This is a genomic window from Pseudomonas cavernae, from assembly GCF_003595175.1.
Classification (GTDB): domain Bacteria; phylum Pseudomonadota; class Gammaproteobacteria; order Pseudomonadales; family Pseudomonadaceae; genus Aquipseudomonas; species Aquipseudomonas cavernae.
In genome coordinates, this window is record NZ_CP032419.1 from 1894435 (window position 1) to 1915124 (window position 20690).

The window sequence follows — 20690 nt, forward strand, 5'->3', positions numbered from 1 at the left end:
GGCATGGAGTGGGGTAGGTTTTGGAGCCCGGCATGGGCCGGAAACTAGGAAATGGGAAGGATGAGTACGCGGCGTGTTTATCACTTCTGCAATGAAGAATTTGGGCTTCAGAATATTGAGAAGTCGAGGCTAAAAGTTGCGACGATATTGGACTTGAATGATCCATTTGAACTTTTAGCGTACTCATCGCCTGATCGTGATATCAGGGGGCATATCAAGAAATTCAAAGAGAGTGCCGCCAAACAGTTCGGTTTCATTTGCTTCAGCAAGTCCTTCCGCAGCCCTGTGCAGTGGGGGCACTATGCTAACAAGCACAGAGGAGTGTGTCTGGGATTTGATGTTCCAGCTAGCAAAGTCACGGATGTCGAATATAGATTCGGTAGAATAGATTTTGACATTCCTCGATACATCGATATGGCCAAGCAGCAACGCTTTGACACTATGCATAAACTGCTTCTTATCAAGCACTCCCAGTGGCGATACGAGAAAGAGGTTCGTCGAATATTGCTACTGAGCGAATCTGAGAAAGAAGGTGATCTGTATTTTAGGGATTTCTCAGATATAGGTGAGTTGAAGCAGGTTATTGTTGGGTGCAACTCAAAGATCACTCAACCCCAACTTTCCGAAAAACTAGGCCCTCGATCCAGCGGTGTTGAGTGTTTTAAAGTTAGGACTGCATTCAAGTCCTTTCAGATAGTCAGAAACAAGGACAAGAGTCTTTGGCCATAGCTGCTGACTACACCACCCTGCAATGCCACGACTGCGCATAGGCCACCCCGTCGATGATCTCCGTTCCGGACATCGTGCAAGGATGCTGGCCGGGTTTATGAAGTCTTTACGTGGTGCCTGATGCCAGCTTGTTACTCTTCGCCTAACACCCGCCGGCCGTGCATCGGGCAAGGATGGGGGTCGGGCAGGGTGGGTTAGGCTGCTGATTCCTTGGAGTCGTTGAAGATGTCGAGCTGGGCGGCGCTGTCGGCCCACGCGGATTCCAGGCGCACAACCTTCTTCGGGGTGTCGTTGATCAGGAGAATGCGGAGCATCTGGCGTTCTTCTCCAACCGTTACAGGGCGAAGGAGGCGGCGCTGCGGCTGCGCGCGTGAATGGCGAAGCTGCGGGCATAGGCGGCCGGATCGCTGCCGTCCCAGGTGCTGCCATCGTGCAGGGTGGAACTGCGCATGGGCTGTTCCGGCACGGCGATGCCCAGCGCTTCGGCCGCTTGCCGATAGAGGTCCAGCTGGTGAACCTGGCGGGCGATGCCGAGGAAGTCCGGGTCATCCTTGAGCAGGCCCCAGCGCCGGAACTGGGTCATGAACCAGATGCCGTCGGACAGCCAGGGCATGGTCACTTCGCCGCCGGCGAAGAAGCGCAGCGGATGGGCGTCCCGCCAGGCGTAGCCGAGGCCATCTTCGTAGTGACCGAGAAAGCGCGGCTGGATGGCCGAGAGCGGTGCGTCGACGTACTCGCTCGCGCAGATCAGCTGCGCGGTACTGCGTTTGTTCTCCTCGTTGGCATCGATGAAGCGGCTGGCTTCCAGTACGGCCATGGTCAGGGCGCGTGCGGTGTTGGGGTACTGCAGGGCGAACGCCCGGGTACAGCCCAGCACCTTTTCCGGGTGGTCGGCCCAGATTATCTGGCTGGTGGCCAGGGTGAAACCCTGCTGTTCTTCCACCGCCAGCGCACCCCAGGGGCCGCCGGCGCAGAAACCGTCGATACGCGCAGCCTGGAGGTGGGCGACCATCTGCGCGGGTGGCACGACCACGGTGTGCACATCTTCCAGCGGGTGGATGCCCTGACTCGCCAGCCAGTAATACAGCCACATGGCGTGGGTGCCAGTGGGGAAGGTCTGGGCGAAGGTGAGTTTTGCACCGGCCTGGCGTACGCGCGCGGCCAGCGCTTCGGCTGTGGTCACCCCGGCCTGCTTGAGCGGCTCGGACAGGTTGATCGCCTGGCCGTTCTGGCACAGCCCCATGAGGATGGCCATGTCGGCGGCCGTGCCGCCGAGACCCAGGTGGATACCGTAGACCTGGCCGTAGAGCGCCTGGGCGGCGTCCAGCTCGCCGGATAACAGCTTGTCGCGCAGGGTGGCCCAGGAGGCCTGGCGCCTCAGGTTGAGCGTCAGCCCGTAGGGCTGGGCGAAACCCTGGGTGGCCGCGACTATCAACGAGGCCGAGTCGCTGAGGGCCATGAAGCCCAGCTCCAGGGTGCTCTTTTCCGGGGCGTCGCTGCCTGCGACCCAGGCCAAGTTGTCGCTACGGATGCTGCTGTTTTCGCTCATGTGGTGTTGTTCCGCCGGTGAACAAAAAAGGCGCCGCCCCAGCCACCACGGGTTGGGTAGCCGGAAACGACGCCTTCGTCTATGAACTGCCTCCGCCGTTGGAGAGCGCTCTGCTGCGAATGCTCAGCAAGCCATATGCCAGAATCTCAACCGAGTGAAGCAAGCCCCCCACGGACGCGAAACTAGATCAGCCGTAACGAGCATCACGGAAGACGGAACGGACTACCTGTATGGGGGCGTTTTGAGCCGGTCGGGCGGCCTGCGGAAGTGCTCATCCACTTCGCCAATGCGTGGTTGCATCGAATGCAAATGCCTGTTCAGTGGCAATGCAAGCGGCGGTCAGGTGAGGCGCAATTGCGCAAGCGGACCCTATGCTCTGGCGCAAGCCGGTCATGTGCATGAGTCCTCTTCGAGCCGGCACAGGTGCTGTTCCGCGATGAAGCTGCGTGCGGAAGCTCGGCCCGGCCGCTTCTACCCAGGCTGAGGTGATCATCAGGCCGCGACGTTGAACACCCGCGCCAGATGCTGCTCATAACGGGCGATGTCCGCCTCGATGGCCGGCACCTTCATCACATCGACACAGAGGAAGGTCGGCAAGCCGCGCATGCCGAGGAACTCGTTGGCCTTGTGGAACGGCAAGTAGACGGCGTCCACGCCCTGGCCGGCAAAGAAATCCGCCGGGTCGTCGAAGGCTTGCTGCGGGGCATTCCAGGTCGCGGAAAGCATGTACTGCTTGCCCTGCAGCAGGCCGCCGCTGCCATATTTCTGCGAGGCATCCGCGCGGGTGCGGCCGTCATTGGCGTAGAGGCTGCCGTGGCCGGCGGTGAAGACTTCGTCCATGTACTTCTTGACGATCCAGGGCGCGCCCATCCACCAGCCCGGCATCTGGTAGATGATCACGTCGGCCCATCGGTACTTGGCGACCTCTGCGGCGATGTCGTAACCCTCGTCGATATGCGTGACTTGCAGGTCGAAGCCCGCACGATCGAAGAAACTTGCCGCGGCGTCATGCAGCGTCGCGTTGTAGCGGCCATCGGAGTGGGCGAATTTTTTACCGCCGTTGAGCAGCAGGACTTTTTTCATGGCGAGTGCCTCAGCAAGGTTCGGATGGCCGGCAGACTAGCGAGCCTGACTGCGCCTAAACACCCAGTCCGGGGCAAATGATATTTGCTGAAAAGGCATGAATGAGCGCTCAAGCCTTGCTGTAAGGTGATGAAACTTTCCAGCAACCCCCTGTGGAGCAAGAGCGATGAGCGACTTGTACGGATTCATCTTGCATGCCCATACCCAGCCGGAAAAAGCCGAGGAGTTCGCGGCGCTGTTCAGTGCCTATGTGGCGCCGAGCCGGGCCGAGGCCGGCTGCATCGAGTACCACATGCTGCGCGACCAGCAGGACCCGACGCTGTTCATCTTCTACGAGGTCTGGCAGTCCAGGGCGCATCTGGATGTCCATTCCGCGCTGCCGCACATGCGGGATTTCCACGAGCGGCGCATGGACTATCTGACACGCGACTTCGAGATCCGCTTGATCGAGATGCTCAGCCCGTCTGCCGCGCGGCAAGCCTGAACGGCAAAATGTCGGGCTGTTGCAGCAAGCGGACGCCGGTTGGCGGCTCTGGTCTGACACCCGCTGATGTAGCTCAAGCTGACATCAATCCCGAGCCAGCACGTCGATGATCGGGCAGTCAGCTCCGCCATCACCCGCATCGCACTGCTGCACCAGTCCGCTCAACACCTGACGCATGGCGGCAAGGTCGGCCATCTTCTGTTCGATCAGTGCCAGCTTGCGGGCCGCCAGCGCCCGCGTTTCCGTGCAGGCGCACGCCGCATCCAGCGTCAACAGCGCCCCCACTTCGTCCAGCGTGAAGCCCAGCGCCTGCGCTCGTCTGATAAAGCGCACGCGCTTGGCCTCATCCGCTGAATAGCGCCGATGGCCGCCCAGCGGCTTGACTGGCTCATCCAGCAGACCACGCCGCTGGTAGTAGCGGATCGTCTCGATGTTCACCCCGGCCGCTTTCGCCAGCTTGCCGATGCTCAGATCTGCCGCCATGAAACTCTCCTTGATTCCGTATCTAGGTACGGGAATTAGAGTAACACTAGGGCAAACAGGTTCAAGGAGACAGGCATGGCACAACTCACCGGAAAAGGCTCGCTGATCGCGGGCGCACTGGCGGCCATCGGCGCGTCGGTGTGCTGTGTCGGGCCGCTCGTTCTGCTGGCCATCGGCATCGGCGGTACGTGGGTCGGCAGTCTGGCAGCGATGGCGCCATACCGGCCCTTCTTCATCGGCCTGACGTGGCTGTTTCTCGGGCTGGCCTTCCGCAAGCTGTATCTGGTGCCGCAAGTCTGCGTGTCGGGCACGCCGTGCGCCGATCCACGCACGATCCGGCGGCAACGGCTCACGTTCTGGATCGTCGCCGTTCTGCTGCTCGGCTTGCTGGCCGTGCCGTGGCTCGCCCCGTTGTTCTACTGAAAGGAGCATTCCATGCGCAAAATGCTGATTGCCGCCCTCGTCGCCCTTCCTCTGGCGGCGTTGGCCGCTCCCCCGAAAACCGTCACGCTGGATGTGCAGAACATGACGTGCGGGCTATGCCCGATCACGGTCAAGAAGTCGTTGGAAAAGGTGGCCGGCGTGAGCGCGGTCAAGGTCGATTTCGACACGAAGACGGCCACCGTCACCTATGACCCCGACAAGGCCCGGCCGGAGGCGCTGACCGAGGCGACGACGAACGCGGGCTATCCGTCCACCGTGCAGAAGTGATGCCGCGATGATCGCCATCGTTCTGGAGTCCGTGCTGACCTGCCCACACTGCGGCTTTGCCAAGCAGGAAAGCATGCCGACGGACGCCTGCCAGTTCTACTACGAGTGCCAGCACTGCAAGGCGCTGCTGCGCCCGAAGCCGGGCGACTGTTGCGTGTTCTGCTCGTTTGGTTCGGTGAAGTGCCCGCCGATCCAGCAGCAGCGTGGGTGCTGCGGATAGGCTTAGCGTAGGACTTTTTCCGTTTTCCGAGACGCCCCCTGGGCAAGGGCAGTGGAGGCCTGGAGCCAGGCCTCCACTGGGGGATATCAGTCGGCGCTGCCCGGCAGCTTGCGCGGGGCCATGAAGTACAGCCAGACCAGGGCGATGAAGTACATGGCCGGGATCATGGTGAACAGCACCGCGTAGTTGTTGTGGGTGACGGTCAGCACGGTGCCGACGATCTGGGTCATGAACATGCCGCCGACGGCCGCGCACATGCCGCCGAAGCCGAACACCGTGCTCATCATGTATTTGGGCGTGTAGTCCATCACCAGGCTCCAGATGTTGGCGGTCCAGGCCTGGTGCGCGCCGACGGCCAGGGCGATGGCCAGCACCGCGACCCATAGGCCGCTGGCGTTGGCGGCGAACACCACGCTGACGATGGTGCAGGCGAACACCAGCATGGACAGCAGGCGCGCGGTGGTGGCGCGCATGCCGCGGCCTATCAGCCAGGATGACAAGACGCCGCCGCCGATGCTGCCGAAGTCGGCGGTCAGCCAGATCAGGATCAGCGGGATGCCCATCTGCGTCACGCTGATGCCGAGGTTGTACTGCTGGTTGAGGAACGGTGGCAGCCAGTACAGATAGAACCAGAACACCGGCGCGGTGATCGAGTAGGCCAGGGCGAAGGCCCAGGTGCCGCGCATGCGCAGGATCTGGCTGAAGGGCACCTTGACCGGCTGCGGCTCGACGTCCTGGTTGATGTAGTCCAGCTCGCTCTGCTGGACGCGCGGATGCTCTTCCGGGTTGTAGTACTTCAGCGCCCACAGCACGACCCACACCAGGCCCAGCATGGACATGGCGAGGAAGGCGGCCTGCCAGCCCCAGACGGAGAGGATCAGCGGCAGCAGCGCCGGGGTGATCATGGCGCCGACGTTGGTGCCGGCGTTGAAGATGCCGGTGGCCATGGCGCGCTCGCCGGCCGGGAACCACACGCGGGTGGTCTTCACGCAGGCCGGATAGTTGGCCGCCTCGGTCAGGCCGAGGATGAAACGGCAGACCATGAAGCCGACCGCCGAGGTCGCCAGGCCGTGAGCGCCGGTGGCGACGCTCCACAACAGCACCGCGAGGAAGAACGCACGTTTCACCCCGACCCGGTCGATGAAGCGGCCCTGCAGGACGAAGCCAATCGCGTAACCGACCTGGAACCAGAAGTTGATGTTGGCGTAATCCATCGCCGTCCAGCTCATTTCCTTGGCCAGGATCGGCTGCATCACCCCGAGCGCGGCGCGGTCGATGTAGTTCAGGGTGGTGGCGAAGAACACCAGCGCCAGCATGCCCCAGCGGGTCTTGCCGACGGCGAAGGCGCCGCGGATCTTGCTGCCGATGCTGCTGTGCATGACGGGCGCAGCCATGGGAGTGCTTTGGGATTGGAACATTTCGTGTGGCCATCCGTTCAGGGACTGGAGGTGGGGCTCACCCGCAGTCGGGACTTTTTGTTCGCTCAGCTCCGCTTGGCAAGAACTTCAGCGACCACGGGGGTGCTGTCATCCGCCAGGCCCTAGGGCTGAACCGAATCGCGCTGGCGTTTCAGTTGGGCCGAGGTTCTGGACTGCTGCTGGGGCGCTTGACTGAGGGCGCGCCGGAGCCGGTTAAGCGGCTGCGGCCCTGGGGGCTGCTGGCGCCGACATCCGGGTCTGGCTGGGCAGCGTGGGTGTCGCTGCGGATGGGGCGAGGGAACACACGAAGGGGTGTGGCTTGTGGGCCGGTCGAGCAGTAATTGCGTACATGGCATTTACCCGATTCTTGAAATTGTTATGTGTGTGGTGCGGTGGTGCGATTGCAGAACATCCGGCTGGAAAGGGCAGGTTGGGTTTCCAGGCGTTGGGGTCTATGGCTGCAATGTGTTGAAGATGGTGCGCACTGATCGAAAAATCGTCAATTCGATAACCGGCCTTTTGTTCGATAAACGAACACAAAACTAACCGGTTCGTACATTCTTAATTGCTGTGGGAAAATACCGCGCGAATAATCGATTCGCCAGAGTTGCGTCCGCTTGCAGGCCCCGAGCGGTGTTCAAACCGACGACTGACCTGGCTCATGCAATCCACGGTCGCGGCCCGCAGAGGCCGCTCCATCACCCAGGAGCTCAGCATGCAGCGCTCGATTGCCACCGTCTCCCTCAGCGGTACCCTGCCGGAAAAACTCGAAGCCATCGCCGCTGCCGGTTTCGATGGCGTGGAAATCTTCGAAAACGACCTGCTCTATTACGACGGTAGCCCGCGTGACGTGCGGCGCATGTGCCAGGACCTGGGCATCGCCATCACCCTGTTCCAGCCGTTCCGCGACTTCGAAGGCTGTCGCCGCGACCGCCTGCCGCGCAATCTCGACCGTGCCGAGCGCAAATTCGATTTGATGCAGGAACTGGGCACCGACCTGGTGCTGGTGTGCAGCAACGTCGCCGCCGATTCCCTCGGTGACGAGGACATTCTCATCGACGACCTGCGCCTGCTGGCCGAACGCGCCGGCGCGCGTGGCCTGCGCATCGGCTACGAGGCGCTGGCCTGGGGCCGCCACGTCAACACCTGGCAGCAGGTGTGGAACATCGTCAAGCGCGCCGACCATTCGGCGCTCGGCGTGCTGCTCGACAGCTTCCACACCCTGTCGATCAAGGGCGACCCGGCCGCCATCGCCGAGATTCCCGGCGACAAGATCTTCTTCGTGCAGATGGCCGACGCGCCGCTGCTGGCCATGGATGTGCTGGAGTGGAGCCGGCACTTCCGCTGCTTCCCCGGCCAGGGCGAGTTCGACCTGCCGGGCTTCCTCGCGCCGATCATCCGCAGCGGCTACAGCGGGCCACTGTCGCTGGAGATCTTCAACGACGGCTTCCGCGCCGCACCGCCGCGCGGCAACGCCGCCGACGGCCTGCGCTCGTTGCTGTATCTGGAGGAGAAGACCCGCAAGCGGCTGGAGCAGGACGTTACCCCGCCGGCCAATCTCGACATTCTCTTCGCCCCGCCAGCGGCTGGGCGCTACGACGGCGTGGAGTTCCTCGAGTTCGCCGTCGACGAGGCGCGCGGCGCCAAGCTGAGTGGCTGGCTGGAGCGCCTGGGCTTCGCCAAGGCCGGCCAGCACCGCTCCAAGGAGGTCAGCTTGCTGCGCCAGGGCGACATCAACATCGTCCTCAATGCCGAGCCGTACTCCTTCGCCCACAGTTTCTTCGAGGCCCACGGCCCGTCGCTGTGCGCCACCGCGCTGCGGGTCAAGAACGGCGCTAGCGCCCTGGAACGCGCGCGCGAGTTCAAGGGTCAGCCCTATCGCGGCCTGGTCGGCCCCAACGAACGCGAGATTCCCGCCGTGCGCGCGCCGGACGGCAGCCTGATCTACCTGGTGGAGCAGGGCGCCAGCGGGCAGACCATCTACGACAGCGACTTCAACCTCAGCCCCGCGGCCAGCCCGAGCGGCAGCCTGCAGCGCATCGACCACATGGCCATGGCCCTGCCGGCCGATGGCCTGGACAACTGGGTGCTGTTCTACAAGAGCCTGTTCGACTTCGAGGCCGACGACGAAGTGGTGCTGCCCGACCCCTACGGCCTGGTCAAGAGCCGCGCCCTGCGCAGCCGCTGCAGCTCCATCCGCCTGCCGTTGAACATCTCGGAGAACCGCAACACGGCGATCTCCCACGCCCTGTCCAGCTATCGCGGCTCCGGCGTGCACCACATCGCCTTCTCCTGCGCGGACATCTTCGCCGAGGTCAGCCGCGCCAAGGAGGCCGGCGTGCCGCTGTTGGACATCCCGCTCAACTACTACGACGACCTCGCCGCGCGCTTCGATTTCGACGACGAGTTCCTCAGCGAACTGGCCTACTACAACGTGCTGTACGACCGCGACGCCCAGGGCGGCGAGCTGTTCCACGTCTACACCGAGCCGTTCGAGGAGCGCTTCTTCTTCGAGATCATCCAGCGCAAGAACGGCTACGTCGGTTACGGCGCGGCCAATGTCGCGGTACGTCTGGCGGCGATGGCCAAGGCGCGTAGCAGCGTAGCCAAGCAGGCACGGTTGTAACCGCTTGGGTAGGGTGGATGTCGCTTGTTACATCCACCGGCTGTGGTGGAAAACGCTGCGCGGTTTTCCACCCTACGGAATTGGCTCGGCGGCCTCCCTCTCCCCCAACCCCTCTCCCACAAGTGGGAGAGGGGAGGGACGGCGGCCCCGTCGCCTTCCTTCGCCCCGCCGAGCGGCCCATAATTGGCCGATTCCACCGATGGCCATGAGTCCAGCATGATGAATTCCGCCGACACCCCTGCCGAGCCCGTAGAAGTGCCGCGCAAGAGCCGCAAGAACAATCCGGAGAAGACCCGCGAGGACATCCTCCAGGCTGCCGTGGCCGAGTTCGTCCAGCAGGGTTTGTCCGGCGCGCGGGTGGATGCCATCGCCGAGCGCACCCACACCTCCAAACGCATGATCTACTACTACTTCGGCAGCAAGGAGCAGCTCTACGTCGAGGTGTTGGAGAAGCTCTACGGCGATATCCGGCGCACCGAGAGCCAGCTGCATCTGGCCGAACTGGCGCCGCAGGAAGCGATCCGCCGGCTGGTGGAGTTCACCTTCGACCACCACGACCGCAACGTCGATTTCGTCCGCATCGTCAGCATCGAGAACATCCACCACGGCGAGTACGTGAAGCAGTCCAAGGCGATCCGCTCGCTGAGCAACACCATGCTCCACTCCCTCGACGACATCCTCCGGCGCGGCGAAGCCGAGGGCCTGTTCCGCAGCGGCCTCGACCCGCTCGACGTGCATCTGCTGATCAGTTCCTTCTGCTTGTACCGTGTCTCCAACCGCCACACCTTCGGCGAGATATTCCAGGTCGACCTGTCGGGCGAGCAGGTCAAGCAGCGCCACAAGCAGATGATCTGCGAGTCGGTGCTGCGTTATATCCAGCCCTGAAGGGGCGCCAGGCCCGCGCGCGACGCGCGGAGCCAGCCGGCAGATTAGGTTGTGCATTCTAGAGCGGCGGGACAACCCTCCACCGTCGTTACCAGACAAGTACAAGCACAGCGACTTCCGTAATCACTGCCTTCACGGGTGTTGGGGCACGACCCCGACGGGAGGAAATATGTACCTGCGATGCTTCTTTCTGGGATGCCAATGGGACGAAGGGATACTCACCGAGGTGGGCTCTGAGGTGATGCTCTGCCAGCGATGTTGTCGCTGCGGAGCGCATCAGTACCTGAAGGTAATGAGCAGCCCCGAAACGCCTGAGTAAATCGCCAGCCAATGGAGTGCGCCCGCTGTCTCGGCCGCCGTGGTGTGGCGGTGCGCTTCTGGCTGTGCCTTCTTGCTGTTCCGGCTGCGGGATGCTCGCCGTTATCCATCTGGGGGCGTCGGCTATGCAGGGGCGGATTAGAATAGGTGTTCCTATCGATTCGCCCGGGAGACCTGCCATGGCCACGCTCATGCAAGCGGTTCAGGGGGATATCACCCGCCTCGAGGTGCAGGCGATCGTCAACGCGGCGAACTCTTCCCTGCTCGGCGGAGGCGGCGTGGATGGCGCAATCCATCGTGCCGCCGGCCCGCAATTGCTCGAAGAGTGCCGCAAGCTCGGTGGCTGCCCGACCGGCGAGGCGCGCATCACTGCCGGCTATCGACTGCCGGCTCGGTATGTGATTCACACCGTCGGCCCGGTCTGGCGCGGCGGTGGGCATGGCGAGGCGCAGCTGTTGGCCTCCTGCTACCGCCGCTGTGTGGAAATCGCCAGCGAGCGCGGCATCGCCTCGCTGGCCTTTCCCTGCATCAGTACCGGTGTCTACGGTTATCCGCTGGAACAGGCGGCGCAGATCGCGGTGAGCACGGTGCGCAGTGCCGCGCAGGCCACGACTATCGAGTCGGTGCTGTTCTGCTGCTTTTCCGCCTCAGACCTGGCGCGCTACCAGCGGCTGCTCGGCGTCGACAGCTGAGCTGGCCTGCCCGGCCAGCGCCAGGCCGGCGAGATAGCCGAAGGTCATCCCCGGGCCGAGGGTAATGCCGCCGCTGGGGTAGTGGCCGGCCATCACGCTGGCCATGTCGTTGCCCACTGCGAACAGTCCCCCGATCGGCTCGTCCTGACCGTCCAACACCCGTGCCGCGGCGTCGGTGCGCAGGCCGGCGAAGGTGCCGAGGCTGCCCGGCAGCAATTTCACTGCATAGAACGGCCCGCGCTCGAGCGGCCGCAGCGAGGGGTTGGGGCCGTGCAGGACCTCGCCCTGGGCCCTGTTGTAGGCCGAGGCGCCGCGCTGGAAGTCCGGGTCCTCGCCCTGCGCGGCATGCTGGTTGAAGCGCTCGACCGTAGCCTGCAACTGCGCGACATCGATGCCGCAGCGTGCCGCCAGTTCACTCAGGTTGCGGCCCTTGAACAGATAGCCGCGGCGCTGGTAATAGGCGGTGGGGAAGGGGAACGGCTTGGCCCAGCCGATGCCGTAGCGGCGCTGCGCTTGGTGGTCGCAGAGCAGCCAGGCCTCGTGCGCCTCGCCCTTCGGCGTGGCCTTGAACAACGCGTTCATGAAGTCGTGGTAGCAGTCGGCCTCGTTGCAGAAGCGTCGCCCATTTCTGCGCACGGCGATAAAGCCGGGCTTGGCGCGGTCGAGCAGATGCGGAAAGTGGCCGAGACTGCCGTCGCGGCGTGGCACCAGGGAGACCGGCGCCCAGGCGCCGGCCTGGGCTAGATCGTCGGCTACCCGCGCGCCGAGCTGTTCGCCGAGGCGCAGGCCGTCGCCTGTGTTGCTCGGCGGTGCGGCGGAGCGGTGTTCGCTGCCGTTCGGTGCATGCGGCATCAGCTCGGCGAGGCGCTGGCGGTCGTGGGGAAAGCCGCCGCAGGCCAGCACCACGCCACGGCTGGCGCGTATTTCGGTGAGGCTGCCGAAGTGCTCGATCTGTGCGCCGCTGCCCCGGCCATCCTGGCTGAGCAGGCGCTTGGCCGGCGCCTCGGTGAGCAGCTTGACGTCGAGGTCCAGGGCGCTGCGCAACAGCCGGGCGACCAGTGCGTTGCCGTTGACCAGTTGCATGCCGCGGCGGTGCAGCACGAGATCGCGGCAGTGCCGCAGCAGGCGCTTGGCGACGTACAGCGCGGCGCGCGGCGAGCGGCTGGCGTTGAAGAAGTTGGCCATGTCCAGACCGCCGGCGATGCCCATGCCGGCCAGGCTGACGATGTCCAGCGGTGGGCGCAGTTTGGCGATCCAGGCGCCCAGCTCATGGCCGTCGAACGGCTGTGCACAGAGCGAGCGGCCACCGCGCCCGGCACCCTCGCCGTCGTGCATATCCGGCATCTTGCTACCCGAATAGAACTGCACGGCGGTATGCCGCTGGAAGAACTCGACCATCTCCGGACCGCGCTCGAGATAGCTGCGCTGGCGCTCGTCGAGGGCGTCGGCGTGCACTTGGGCGCGCAGGTAACGCTCCGGCGCGTCGTCGTGCTCGATATTGCCCTCGGCGACTGCCAGCGGGTTGCGCGGAATCCACAGCCAGCCGCCGGACCAGGCGCTGGTGCCGCCGAGCTGACTGGTCTTTTCCACGACTATCACCTTCAGCCCGTGGTGGGCGGCAGTCACCGCCGCCGCCAAGCCGGAGGCGCCGGAGCCGATGACCAGAACGTCACAGTGGAGAGTGTCGGGGCATTGCATGGCAGGGATTCCGTTGTGATTCTGGGATCTGTGCCCCTCTCTCATTCATGGGAGAGGGGCCCGGGGAGAGGGTAAACAGGCAACTCAGCCCGGAGGATGGGTTGAGCGCAGCGATACCTATCTGTTGCCCGACCTGCCGCTCGTTGGCTATCGCTGCGCTCAACGCCAACCTGCAGCCGGTCTTCTGGCTCACTTCAACGGCGAAAACCCGGTCGGGCGCATCAGCCGCGACTCCAGGCGCAGCACCGCGCCGAGCTCCTTGTTCTTGCGCGAGAACTCCGCCCAGCGCGGGTCGGCGGCCATGCTGCCGCGGCGGGCGATGCGCTCGTCGAGGCTCTCGTAGGCCCAGATATGCACCACCTGGTTGGCCTCGCCAAACTCGGTGGTGAAGAAGCCGACCAGCTTGCCCAGGTGCTCGGTCTGCACCGCCAGGGCGTCGCTCTGGTACAGCGCCAGCCAGTCGGCCAGCTTGGTCGGGGCGATGGTGTAAGTGCGCAGTTCGTAATACATGCTCAGTTCTCCACTGTGGTTTTCGAGGTGGCCGGCGTCGCGAGGCGCTCGGCGATATGGCTGGCGGCGATGTAGCCGAAGGTCAGGCCGGGGCCGATGGTGATGCCGGGGCCGGGGTAGGTGCCGTCCATCAGCGAGTTCATGTCGTTGCCGGCGGCGTACAGGCCGGGGATCGGCGCGCCGGACTTGTCGAGCACGTTGGCGTGAGCGTCGGTGACCAGGCCGCGGGCCGAACCGAGGTCGCCGGTGAACAGTTGCACGGCGTAGTAGGGCGCTTTGCTCAGTGGCGCGTTGCACGGGTTGGGCCGGTGCTCGGGGTCGCCCATGTAGCGGTTGTAGGCGTTGCCGCCCTTGGCGAACGCGCACGCGGGCGTCGGCGTTGTAGCGCTCCAGGGTCGCGCGCAGGCCCAGTGGGTCGATGCCGATGGCCTGGGCCAGTTGTTCCGGGCTGTCGGCGCGCTGCAGGTAGCCGGCTTCGATCAGCGCCGAGTTGTCCACCGGCTTCGGCCGTGCCAGGCCCAGGCCGTACTTGTTCATGGCCTCGGCATCGCAGATCAACCAGCACGGCGCATTGCCGGTGGCGAACATGGTCTGGACGAAATGGTGGTAGGAGTCGGATTCGTTGACGAAGCGCTGGCCGGCCCGGTTCACCGCGATCACCCCCGGCTTGGCGCGGTCGGTGACCAAGTGCGGGAAGCGTTCGCGCTCGCCATTCCTGTGCACCAGCTCGGAAACCGGCGCCCAGAAGAAGTTGGCCGTCAGGCCCTGGCCGCTGGCGGCATCCACCGCCTCGCCGAGGCGCAGGGCATCGCCGCTGTTGGTCGGCGGCGACATGCTCAGGTGCGGCGCGCAGCTGTCCGGGCGGTTGCTGGCGGCGATCGTGCCGGCGGCGAAGCCACCCATGGCGCAGACCACGCCGCCGTGCGCCCGTACCCGCTCCAGACGCCCTGCGCGCTTGACCTGTACGCCCACCACCACGCCATGCTCGACGATCAGCGACTCTGCCGCACTGTTCAGCCACAGCTCGGCGCCGTTGGCGAAGGCGCTGGTGGCCAGTCGCGCGATCAGCGCGTTGCCGGTGGTCAGGCGGGTGCCGCGGTGGTGACTGAGGCGGTCGACGCCGTAGCGCGCCATCAGCTTGAGGCAGTGCCAGAGCGATTTCGGCGAGCGCTTGAAACTGAGGAAATGCTGGATGTCGACGCGGTTGACCATCATCCCGCCGAACAGCAGCATGCCCGGCGGCGGCATTTTCAGGTCCTTGAAGCGCTCGCCCAGACGGCGGCCGTCGTACTCGACCATCTCCAGCGCGCGGCCGAATTCGCTGCCGCCGTCCTCGTCCGGGTAGTAGTCCGGCGACAGCGGACGCAGGCTGTAGTGCAGTTCGGTGTTGGCCTCTAGCCAGCGTAGCGCCTCGTGGCCGCGGGCGATAAAGGTGTCGACCAGTTCGGCGTTGTAGCCGGCGCCGATGATCTTCTTGAGATAAGTGCGCATCGCCTCGGGCGAATCCTCGGCGCCGGCGGTCTTGGCTTGGTCGGTGCCGTAGACCCAGGCGGCGCCGCCGGAAATCGCCGAGGTGCCGCCGAAACGCTCGGCCTTTTCGACGATCAGCACCTTGAGGCCGCGACAGGCGGCGCTGGCCGCGGCGGCGAAACCGGCGGCGCCGCTGCCGAGCACGACCACGTCGTAGTCGCGGGTGAAGGCGGGTTGACTGATGCTGGTCATGGCTCAGATCTCCAATGGGGTCACGCCCATGAAGGCGCCGAGGTTGCCGAGCTGGGCGAAGGCCATTTGCGCGCCGGTCTGGATGCGGCAGCCGCGTGAACGGGCGAAGGCCAGCAGCGGAGTTATCTCCGGCGAGGTGACCACGTCGGCGACCAGAGTTGCCGCTTGCAGGCTGTCCAGCAGCTCGGCCGGCAGCGGCAGCTCGCCGGTGCCGCCCATGCCCACCGGCGAGGCGTTGACCAGCAGATCGAAACCGTCCAGCGAGCGATATTCGGTGCCGATCTCCAGCGCCGGGAAGGCGCTGCGCAGCAGCTCGGCGAGGGTGCCGGCGCGTTCGCTGCTGACGTCGGCGATCACCAGGCGGCGCACCCCGGCCTGGCACAGCGAATAGGCGATGGCGCTGCCGACCCCGCCGGAACCGATCACCAGCGCGCTTTTGCCCTTGGCCTGGAAGTCGTGCTGGCGCGCGGCGTTGAGGAAGCCTTCGCCGTCGACGTTATCGCCGAGCAGGCGGCCGTCGCTCTCGCGGCGAATGACGTTGACCGAGCGCAGCGCGGCGGCACGTTCGCTGAGGCCGTCGAGGCGGTCGACCAGGGTCTGTTTGTACGGCACGGTGACCACGCAACCGCGCAGGTTCTGCCAGCCGCGCAGGCTGGCGAGGAAGGCGTCGAGCGCCGCTTCCTGCAGGTCGATGGCGATCATCGCCAGGTTCTGGCCATGGTTGGCGAACCAGGTGTTGAAGTTTTCCGGCGATTTCACTTGCGCAATGGGCGAACCGACGATCGCGACCAGTTCGGTCGAACCACGAATCATGCTGAACCTCCACGGCCTGTTGGCGTTGTTGTGGCGGGGAGGTTGCGCCCGCGAGCGGGAGACGCCAACGTGCTTGGCGGTTGTTCAGCTTGTTTATCGCATTGCCACTGCGATAATCGCACTATTACGTCGAATTGCTTGGAGCCCTGCACGTGGACAAAGCCATCATCCATCCCCGCGATCTGATCGCCGGCCTGCAGAAGGGCCTGGCACTGATGCAGCTGTTCAGCGCCGACCTGCCGCGCCTGAGCGTGCCGCAGGCGGCCAAGCTGTCCGGGCTGACGCCGAGCGCGGCGCGACGTTTCCTGCTGACGCTGGTACACGAGGAGTTCGCCGAGACCGACGGCCGCCTCTACTGGCTGACCCCCAAGGCGCTGCGTATCGGCCAGGCCTATGTCGATTCGGCGCAGCTGCCGCGCATGCTGCGGCCCATCGTCGAACAGGTGGCGCGCACCACCCAGGAGCACGTGTCGGTCGGTACCCGCGACGGCGACGAGATCGTTCATGTGGTGCGCAGTCGCTACAGCCACATCGCCTCGCTGTCGATTCGCCCCGGCTCGCGGGTGCCGATGTATTGCACGGCCAGCGGGCGGATCTGGCTGGCGGCGCTGGACGAGACGGAGCTGGACGGCTATTTCCAACGCAATCCGCCGCGCCAGCTGACGCCCTACACCCTGACCGATGTGGCGGCATTGAAGGCCGAGTTGCGTCAGGTTGCCAGCCAGGGCTTCTCGGTGGTCGATCAGGAATTTGAGATCGGCATGCGTGTGCTCGGCGTGCCGCTGACCGACCGCCGCGGCCGGCTCAAGGCGACCCTGGCGATCACCACCCATGCCTCGCGGCTGACCGTGGAGGAAATGCGTTTTCGCTACCTGGCGCCGTTGTACGAGGCGCAGGCGCTGCTCAAGCCGGTGCTGGATTGATGGGTGTTCATCGATGGGGCGGGTGGCGACCAGGTGGCGGCTGCAATTGGCGGGTTCCCCTTACGAAATACGTGCGCTTACCGCCCCGTTTGCTCTTGTGCTGGTGGGGCGCGCAGCTAATCACCCGATAATGCCTGGTGCTGTCCAACACGAGTTCCGTCATGTCCGTTGAATTTCTCCGCCTGGCGCTTGCCTGCGGTGCTCTTCACCGGTGTTTCCAAGGGCGGTTTCGGCGGCGCCCTGGGTGGTATCGCCGTGCCGCTGATGGCCTTGGCAATGCCGCCGACCCAGGCGGCCGCCATCGTACTGCCAATCCTGTGCATGGCCGACGTGACTGGGCTGAGGCGCTTCTACGGCCAGTGGGACACACGCAACCTGAAGATCATGCTGCTCGGTGCGCTGCTTGGCCTGAGCTTCGGTCTGCTCAGCGAGCGTTTCATTGGCCTGCTGGTCACCGGTATCCAACTGCTGGTGCAGAACTGGTGAGCGCTGTGCACCCCTCTCCCATTTGCGGGAGAGGGGGCGGGGGAGAGGGCGACTGAATCGCTTAGAACCTGTTTACGATCTGCTGCGCGTCGGCCATACGGCGTTGAAATCGGACTCAGGCTGCTCATTTACAACTCGTAAACTGCGCGCCTTCGCCCGATTTCGCCTTGTCTGGCTCTAGCTCGCGAGATCGTAAACAGGTTCTTAGCTGTTCATGCTCTGGAAATGCGCCTGCATGCGCTCGGCATTGGCCGGCGTGCCGGTGAACAACTCGAACGCCTTGACCGCCTGGAACACCGCCATGGTGCCGCCGTCCAAGGTGCGGCAGCCGAGGGCGCGGGCGTGCCTGAGCAGCTCGGTCTGCAGCGGGAAGTAGATGATCTCGGCGACCCACAGTTCGGCGCGCAGCAACTCCACCGGCAGCGGCGTGCCGGGCAGCTTGGCCATGCCCACCGGGGTGGTGTTGACCAGGCCGTCGGCGGCGGCCACGGCGGCGGCCAGGTCCAGGCCGACCACCGCGCGACCGGCGCCGAAGTGGGCATTGAGGCTGTCCACCAGACCCTGGGCGCGGCTCGGGTCGACCTCGAACAGGGTCAGTTCTTCGACGCCTTCGCTGAGCAGTGCGTGGGCCACCGCCGCGCCGGCGCCACCGGCGCCCATCTGCACCACGCGCCGCCGGGAGACATCCGGCAGGCCACGGCGCAAGCCTTCGGCGAAGCCCAGGCAGTCGGTGTTGTGGCCGACGCGCTTGCCGTTCTGGAACACCACGGTGTTGACGGCACCGATCCCGCGCGCCTCGGCGGACAGCTCGTCGAGCAGTGGGATCACCGCCTGCTTGCAGGGGAAGGTGATGTTCAGGCCGGTGAAGCCCATGCGCTCGGCGGCGCTCAGCAGCTCGGGGAGGGCGCTGCTGTCTAGCTTGAGCTGGTCGGGATCGAGCAGCCGGTACAGGTAGCGGATGCCCTGGGCATCGCCCTCGTGTTCGTGCAGCGCCGGGGTGCGCGAGGCCTGGATGCCGGCGCCGATCAGGCCGGCGAGTACGGATGTGTTCTGGGTCATGGCAGTCAGGCTTTCAGCAGGTGGGCGAAATGTTCGATGGCCAGGCGATAGCCATGGGCGCCGAAACCGGCCAGCACGCCGACGGCGATGGCGGAGACAAACGAGTGGTGACGGAACTCCTCACGCTTGTGCACGTTGGACAGGTGCACCTCGATCACCGGCAGTTCCACCGCGGCCAGGGCGTCGCGGATCGCCACCGAGGTGTGGGTCCAGGCCGCCGGGTTGATGACGATGCCGGCATGCCGGCCGCGCGCCTGGTGAATCCAGTCGAGCAGTTCGCCTTCGTGGTTGGTCTGGCGAAACTCCAGAGCCAGACCGTGTTCGGCGGCGCTGCGCTGGCACAGCGCTTCGATGTCGGCGAGGGTTTCGTGGCCGTAGGTAGCCGGTTCGCGGGTGCCCAGCAGATTCAGATTTGGGCCGTTGAGCACCAGGAGCGTACGGGTCATGCGCAGTTTCTCCGCTGTTGTTCTTGTCGCCCGAGAGGGGCAGGGATCATGTGTGAGTAAAATGTACTAACTGGTTAATTAGGTCAATTTGCTTGAAGCTCGGCCATGGCCGCAAGATGACGTTCGTGGGCCGGGTTGGCCGCTCGAAGGCATCTGCAAAAGAGGCTGAAAGCCTTGGATTCAGGCGGTTGCCGAGAGATGGGCGGGAGCTCCCGCAGCGCTTGGGCGGGGCTCAGAGGCAGGCGATAAAGCGTTCGATAATCGGACGGCAGGAGGCGGTCGCGCCGTCGTCTGCCAGGGTGCGGCGGAACGCATTCTTGTTCAGGCGCTGGGCTTGGCGTGATCGGCCAGGTAGGCTGCTATCAGGTTCTGCACGAAAACTACCTGCGCTCGGTGATGCTGCGTTAAAAACAGGCTCGGACAGTGGCTTGCCACTGAACGCCCACAGGGCGGCCCGTTAGGGCGAGTGAAGCGAGTACTGCTCATTTACAACTCGTAAACTCCGCGTCCTCACCTGTTTTATTCGCTGGCGCTCACCCTTCGGGCCAGCCTTTGGCTGTTACTCCCGTTGGTCGTTGCGCCTTGCCTGACCTTCGCTCGGTGACTTTTCGTGCAGAACCTAGGCAGGTCAATGGCCTGGTCAGCAGCGGCAAGGCAAGTGGCCTCATCGCATCAAGGACTATCGAGTTAAGGAACTATCGATGCTGGATAAGCGCTCAATGGAAAAACTGACGTCGCGTGAGCTGTTGGATGTACTGATTCGTGCCGGCCTGATCACTGTGCTGGTGATCTCCTGCTACGCGATCTTCCACCCCTTCATGAGTTTGATGCTGTGGGCGCTGATTCTGGCGGTCACCCTCTACCCGCTGAACAGCCTGCTGGCCGCCCGCCTGAATCAGCGCCAGGGCCGCGCGGCATTGATCATCGTGTTGGTCGGGCTGATCCTGCTGATGCTGCCGCTGGCCCTGCTCGGTGGCTCGATCGTCGACTCGGTGCAACAGGGCAAACAGCTGCTGGAAAGCGGCGGGCTGAAGATTCCGCCGCCAGCGCCCGCGGTGGCCAGTTGGCCGCTGATCGGCGAGCCGCTGTTCAACTTCTGGCAGCATGCCTCGAGTGACATGAGCTGGTTGCTGCATCAGGTGCTGCCGCATGTCCAGGGGGTGGCCAAAGCTGTGCTGGGCAAGCTGGCCGGGGCGGGCATGGGGCTGATGATATTCATCTTCGCGCTGATCATCGCCGGGGTGATCATGGCCCATGGCGAGGCCGGCACCACCACCGTGCACGCCATCGCCAACCGTGTATCCGGACCGGAGCGCGGGCCGCAACTGGCCGAACTGTGCACGGCGACCATTCGCGCGGTGGCGCAGGGCGTGGTCGGCATCGCCTTTATCCAGATGCTGCTGGTCGGCGTCGGCCTGGTGCTGATGGGCATTCCCGGCGCCGGCTTGCTGGCCCTGGCGGTGCTGCTGCTGGGCATCATGCAGCTGCCGGTGGCATTGATCACCCTACCGGTGATCGCCTATGCCTTCGCCGTTTATGGCGTGTCGGTGGCGACCATCATTTTCGCCATCTGGACCTTCATCGCCGGCTTGGCGGACAACGTGCTCAAGCCGCTGCTGCTCGGCCGCGGCGTTTCGGTGCCGATGCCGGTGGTGCTGATCGGCGCCCTCGGCGGCATGGTCGCCAACGGCATCATCGGCCTGTTTCTCGGCCCGGTGGTGCTGGCGGTGGGCTACCAGCTGTTCATGTCCTGGGTGCACCAGGGCGCGCCGGCGGAGTCGCCGGTCGAGGCGGATACTTCGCCGGCGGGCGAGGGCTAGCCAGCGGAGCGAAGG

General features: G+C 64.7%; 21 protein-coding genes and 1 pseudogene. 12 read left to right on the top strand and 10 right to left on the bottom strand.

Features of this window, described 5'->3' with window-relative positions; all coding sequences use genetic code 11:
- Window positions 1-60: 60 nt before the first annotated feature.
- Window positions 61-729: a DUF2971 domain-containing protein gene (locus tag D3880_RS08750; protein WP_162934965.1), complete on the top strand. Its 669-nt coding sequence runs from the start codon at window positions 61-63 to the stop codon at window positions 727-729.
- Window positions 730-1063: 334 nt separating this feature from the next.
- Here D3880_RS08750 and D3880_RS08755 read toward each other — a convergent pair whose 3' ends face one another.
- Both D3880_RS08755 and mdaB read right to left on the bottom strand, forming a co-directional pair.
- On the bottom strand, window positions 1064-2278 hold the full coding sequence (locus D3880_RS08755) for a CmpA/NrtA family ABC transporter substrate-binding protein (protein WP_119893082.1): 1215 nt from the start codon (window positions 2276-2278) through the stop codon (window positions 1064-1066).
- Between the two features lie 492 nt (window positions 2279-2770).
- The gene (mdaB, locus tag D3880_RS08760) at window positions 2771-3361 is read right to left on the bottom strand and encodes an NADPH:quinone oxidoreductase MdaB (RefSeq protein ID WP_119893083.1); all 591 of its coding nucleotides are present in this window, start codon (window positions 3359-3361) and stop codon (window positions 2771-2773) included.
- Window positions 3362-3527: 166 nt separating this feature from the next.
- Between mdaB and D3880_RS08765 the strand changes: the two genes are divergently transcribed.
- Complete coding sequence (locus D3880_RS08765) at window positions 3528-3845, top strand: putative quinol monooxygenase (RefSeq protein ID WP_119893084.1); 318 nt, start codon at window positions 3528-3530, stop codon at window positions 3843-3845.
- 84 nt (window positions 3846-3929) lie between these two features.
- Here the strand turns inward: D3880_RS08765 and merR are convergent, their stop codons facing one another.
- Complete coding sequence (gene merR, locus D3880_RS08770; protein WP_119893085.1) at window positions 3930-4328, bottom strand: Hg(II)-responsive transcriptional regulator; 399 nt, start codon at window positions 4326-4328, stop codon at window positions 3930-3932.
- A gap of 75 nt (window positions 4329-4403) precedes the next feature.
- Between merR and D3880_RS08775 the strand changes: the two genes are divergently transcribed.
- From D3880_RS08775 to D3880_RS08785, 3 genes are read left to right on the top strand one after another with little or no spacing between them, the layout of a single operon-like run.
- Complete coding sequence (locus D3880_RS08775) at window positions 4404-4751, top strand: mercuric transporter MerT family protein (protein WP_119893086.1); 348 nt, start codon at window positions 4404-4406, stop codon at window positions 4749-4751.
- 12 nt (window positions 4752-4763) lie between these two features.
- Complete coding sequence (gene merP, locus D3880_RS08780) at window positions 4764-5039, top strand: mercury resistance system periplasmic binding protein MerP (RefSeq protein ID WP_119893087.1); 276 nt, start codon at window positions 4764-4766, stop codon at window positions 5037-5039.
- A gap of 7 nt (window positions 5040-5046) precedes the next feature.
- Window positions 5047-5259, top strand: coding sequence for a GDCCVxC domain-containing (seleno)protein (locus D3880_RS08785; protein ID WP_119893088.1), 213 nt, complete (start codon window positions 5047-5049; stop codon window positions 5257-5259).
- Window positions 5260-5345: 86 nt separating this feature from the next.
- Here D3880_RS08785 and D3880_RS08790 read toward each other — a convergent pair whose 3' ends face one another.
- Window positions 5346-6677: an MFS transporter gene (locus D3880_RS08790; protein WP_162934966.1), complete on the bottom strand. Its 1332-nt coding sequence runs from the start codon at window positions 6675-6677 to the stop codon at window positions 5346-5348.
- Window positions 6678-7392: 715 nt separating this feature from the next.
- Between D3880_RS08790 and quiC the strand changes: the two genes are divergently transcribed.
- The 4 genes from quiC (at window position 7393) to D3880_RS08805 (ending at window position 11198) form a co-directional block, all read left to right on the top strand.
- A complete protein-coding gene (gene quiC / locus D3880_RS08795; RefSeq protein WP_119893090.1) occupies window positions 7393-9303 on the top strand; it encodes a 3-dehydroshikimate dehydratase QuiC in 1911 nt (636 codons plus the stop codon).
- A gap of 219 nt (window positions 9304-9522) precedes the next feature.
- Window positions 9523-10188 (top strand): TetR/AcrR family transcriptional regulator, encoded by a 666-nt coding sequence (locus tag D3880_RS08800; RefSeq protein ID WP_420800865.1) that lies wholly within the window; start codon window positions 9523-9525, stop codon window positions 10186-10188.
- Window positions 10189-10357: 169 nt separating this feature from the next.
- Entirely contained in the window at window positions 10358-10507 is a 150-nt protein-coding gene (locus D3880_RS23245; protein ID WP_338014486.1) for a PSPA7_2676 family Cys-rich small protein, read from the top strand.
- Window positions 10508-10685: 178 nt separating this feature from the next.
- Complete coding sequence (locus tag D3880_RS08805; RefSeq protein ID WP_119893092.1) at window positions 10686-11198, top strand: O-acetyl-ADP-ribose deacetylase; 513 nt, start codon at window positions 10686-10688, stop codon at window positions 11196-11198.
- Here the strand turns inward: D3880_RS08805 and D3880_RS08810 are convergent.
- The 4 genes and pseudogenes from D3880_RS08810 to D3880_RS08825 form a co-directional block, all read right to left on the bottom strand.
- Window positions 11154-12896 carry an FAD-dependent oxidoreductase gene (locus tag D3880_RS08810; protein ID WP_119893093.1) on the bottom strand — a complete coding sequence of 581 codons (1743 nt, stop codon included), beginning with the start codon at window positions 12894-12896 and terminating at the stop codon, window positions 11154-11156. The two genes, D3880_RS08805 and D3880_RS08810, sit on opposite strands and share 45 nt — an antisense overlap.
- 189 nt (window positions 12897-13085) lie before the next feature.
- Window positions 13086-13406, bottom strand: a complete 321-nt coding sequence (locus tag D3880_RS08815) for an NIPSNAP family protein (RefSeq protein WP_119893094.1) — start codon at window positions 13404-13406, stop codon at window positions 13086-13088.
- Between the two features lie 2 nt (window positions 13407-13408).
- Window positions 13409-15128 (bottom strand): annotated as a pseudogene (locus tag D3880_RS08820) (FAD-dependent oxidoreductase).
- A 3-nt stretch (window positions 15129-15131) separates the two neighbouring features.
- A complete protein-coding gene (locus D3880_RS08825; RefSeq protein ID WP_119893095.1) occupies window positions 15132-15941 on the bottom strand; it encodes a shikimate dehydrogenase family protein in 810 nt (269 codons plus the stop codon).
- 215 nt (window positions 15942-16156) lie between these two features.
- Here D3880_RS08825 and D3880_RS08830 point away from each other — a divergent pair, with 215 nt between their 5' ends.
- Together D3880_RS08830 and D3880_RS08835 are read left to right on the top strand one after the other, a co-directional pair.
- The gene (locus tag D3880_RS08830) at window positions 16157-16864 is read left to right on the top strand and encodes an IclR family transcriptional regulator domain-containing protein (protein ID WP_420800866.1); all 708 of its coding nucleotides are present in this window, start codon (window positions 16157-16159) and stop codon (window positions 16862-16864) included.
- A gap of 168 nt (window positions 16865-17032) precedes the next feature.
- On the top strand, window positions 17033-17350 hold the full coding sequence (locus D3880_RS08835) for a TSUP family transporter (RefSeq protein ID WP_420800850.1): 318 nt from the start codon (window positions 17033-17035) through the stop codon (window positions 17348-17350).
- 204 nt (window positions 17351-17554) lie between these two features.
- Here D3880_RS08835 and D3880_RS08840 read toward each other — a convergent pair whose 3' ends face one another.
- Window positions 17555-18409 carry a shikimate dehydrogenase gene (locus tag D3880_RS08840; protein ID WP_119893097.1) on the bottom strand — a complete coding sequence of 285 codons (855 nt, stop codon included), beginning with the start codon at window positions 18407-18409 and terminating at the stop codon, window positions 17555-17557.
- Window positions 18410-18414: 5 nt separating this feature from the next.
- On the bottom strand, window positions 18415-18855 hold the full coding sequence (gene aroQ / locus D3880_RS08845) for a type II 3-dehydroquinate dehydratase (protein WP_119893098.1): 441 nt from the start codon (window positions 18853-18855) through the stop codon (window positions 18415-18417).
- A gap of 701 nt (window positions 18856-19556) precedes the next feature.
- Between aroQ and D3880_RS08850 the strand changes: the two genes are divergently transcribed.
- Entirely contained in the window at window positions 19557-20675 is a 1119-nt protein-coding gene (locus D3880_RS08850; protein WP_119893099.1) for an AI-2E family transporter, read from the top strand.
- The last annotated feature ends 15 nt before the right edge of the window (window positions 20676-20690 follow it).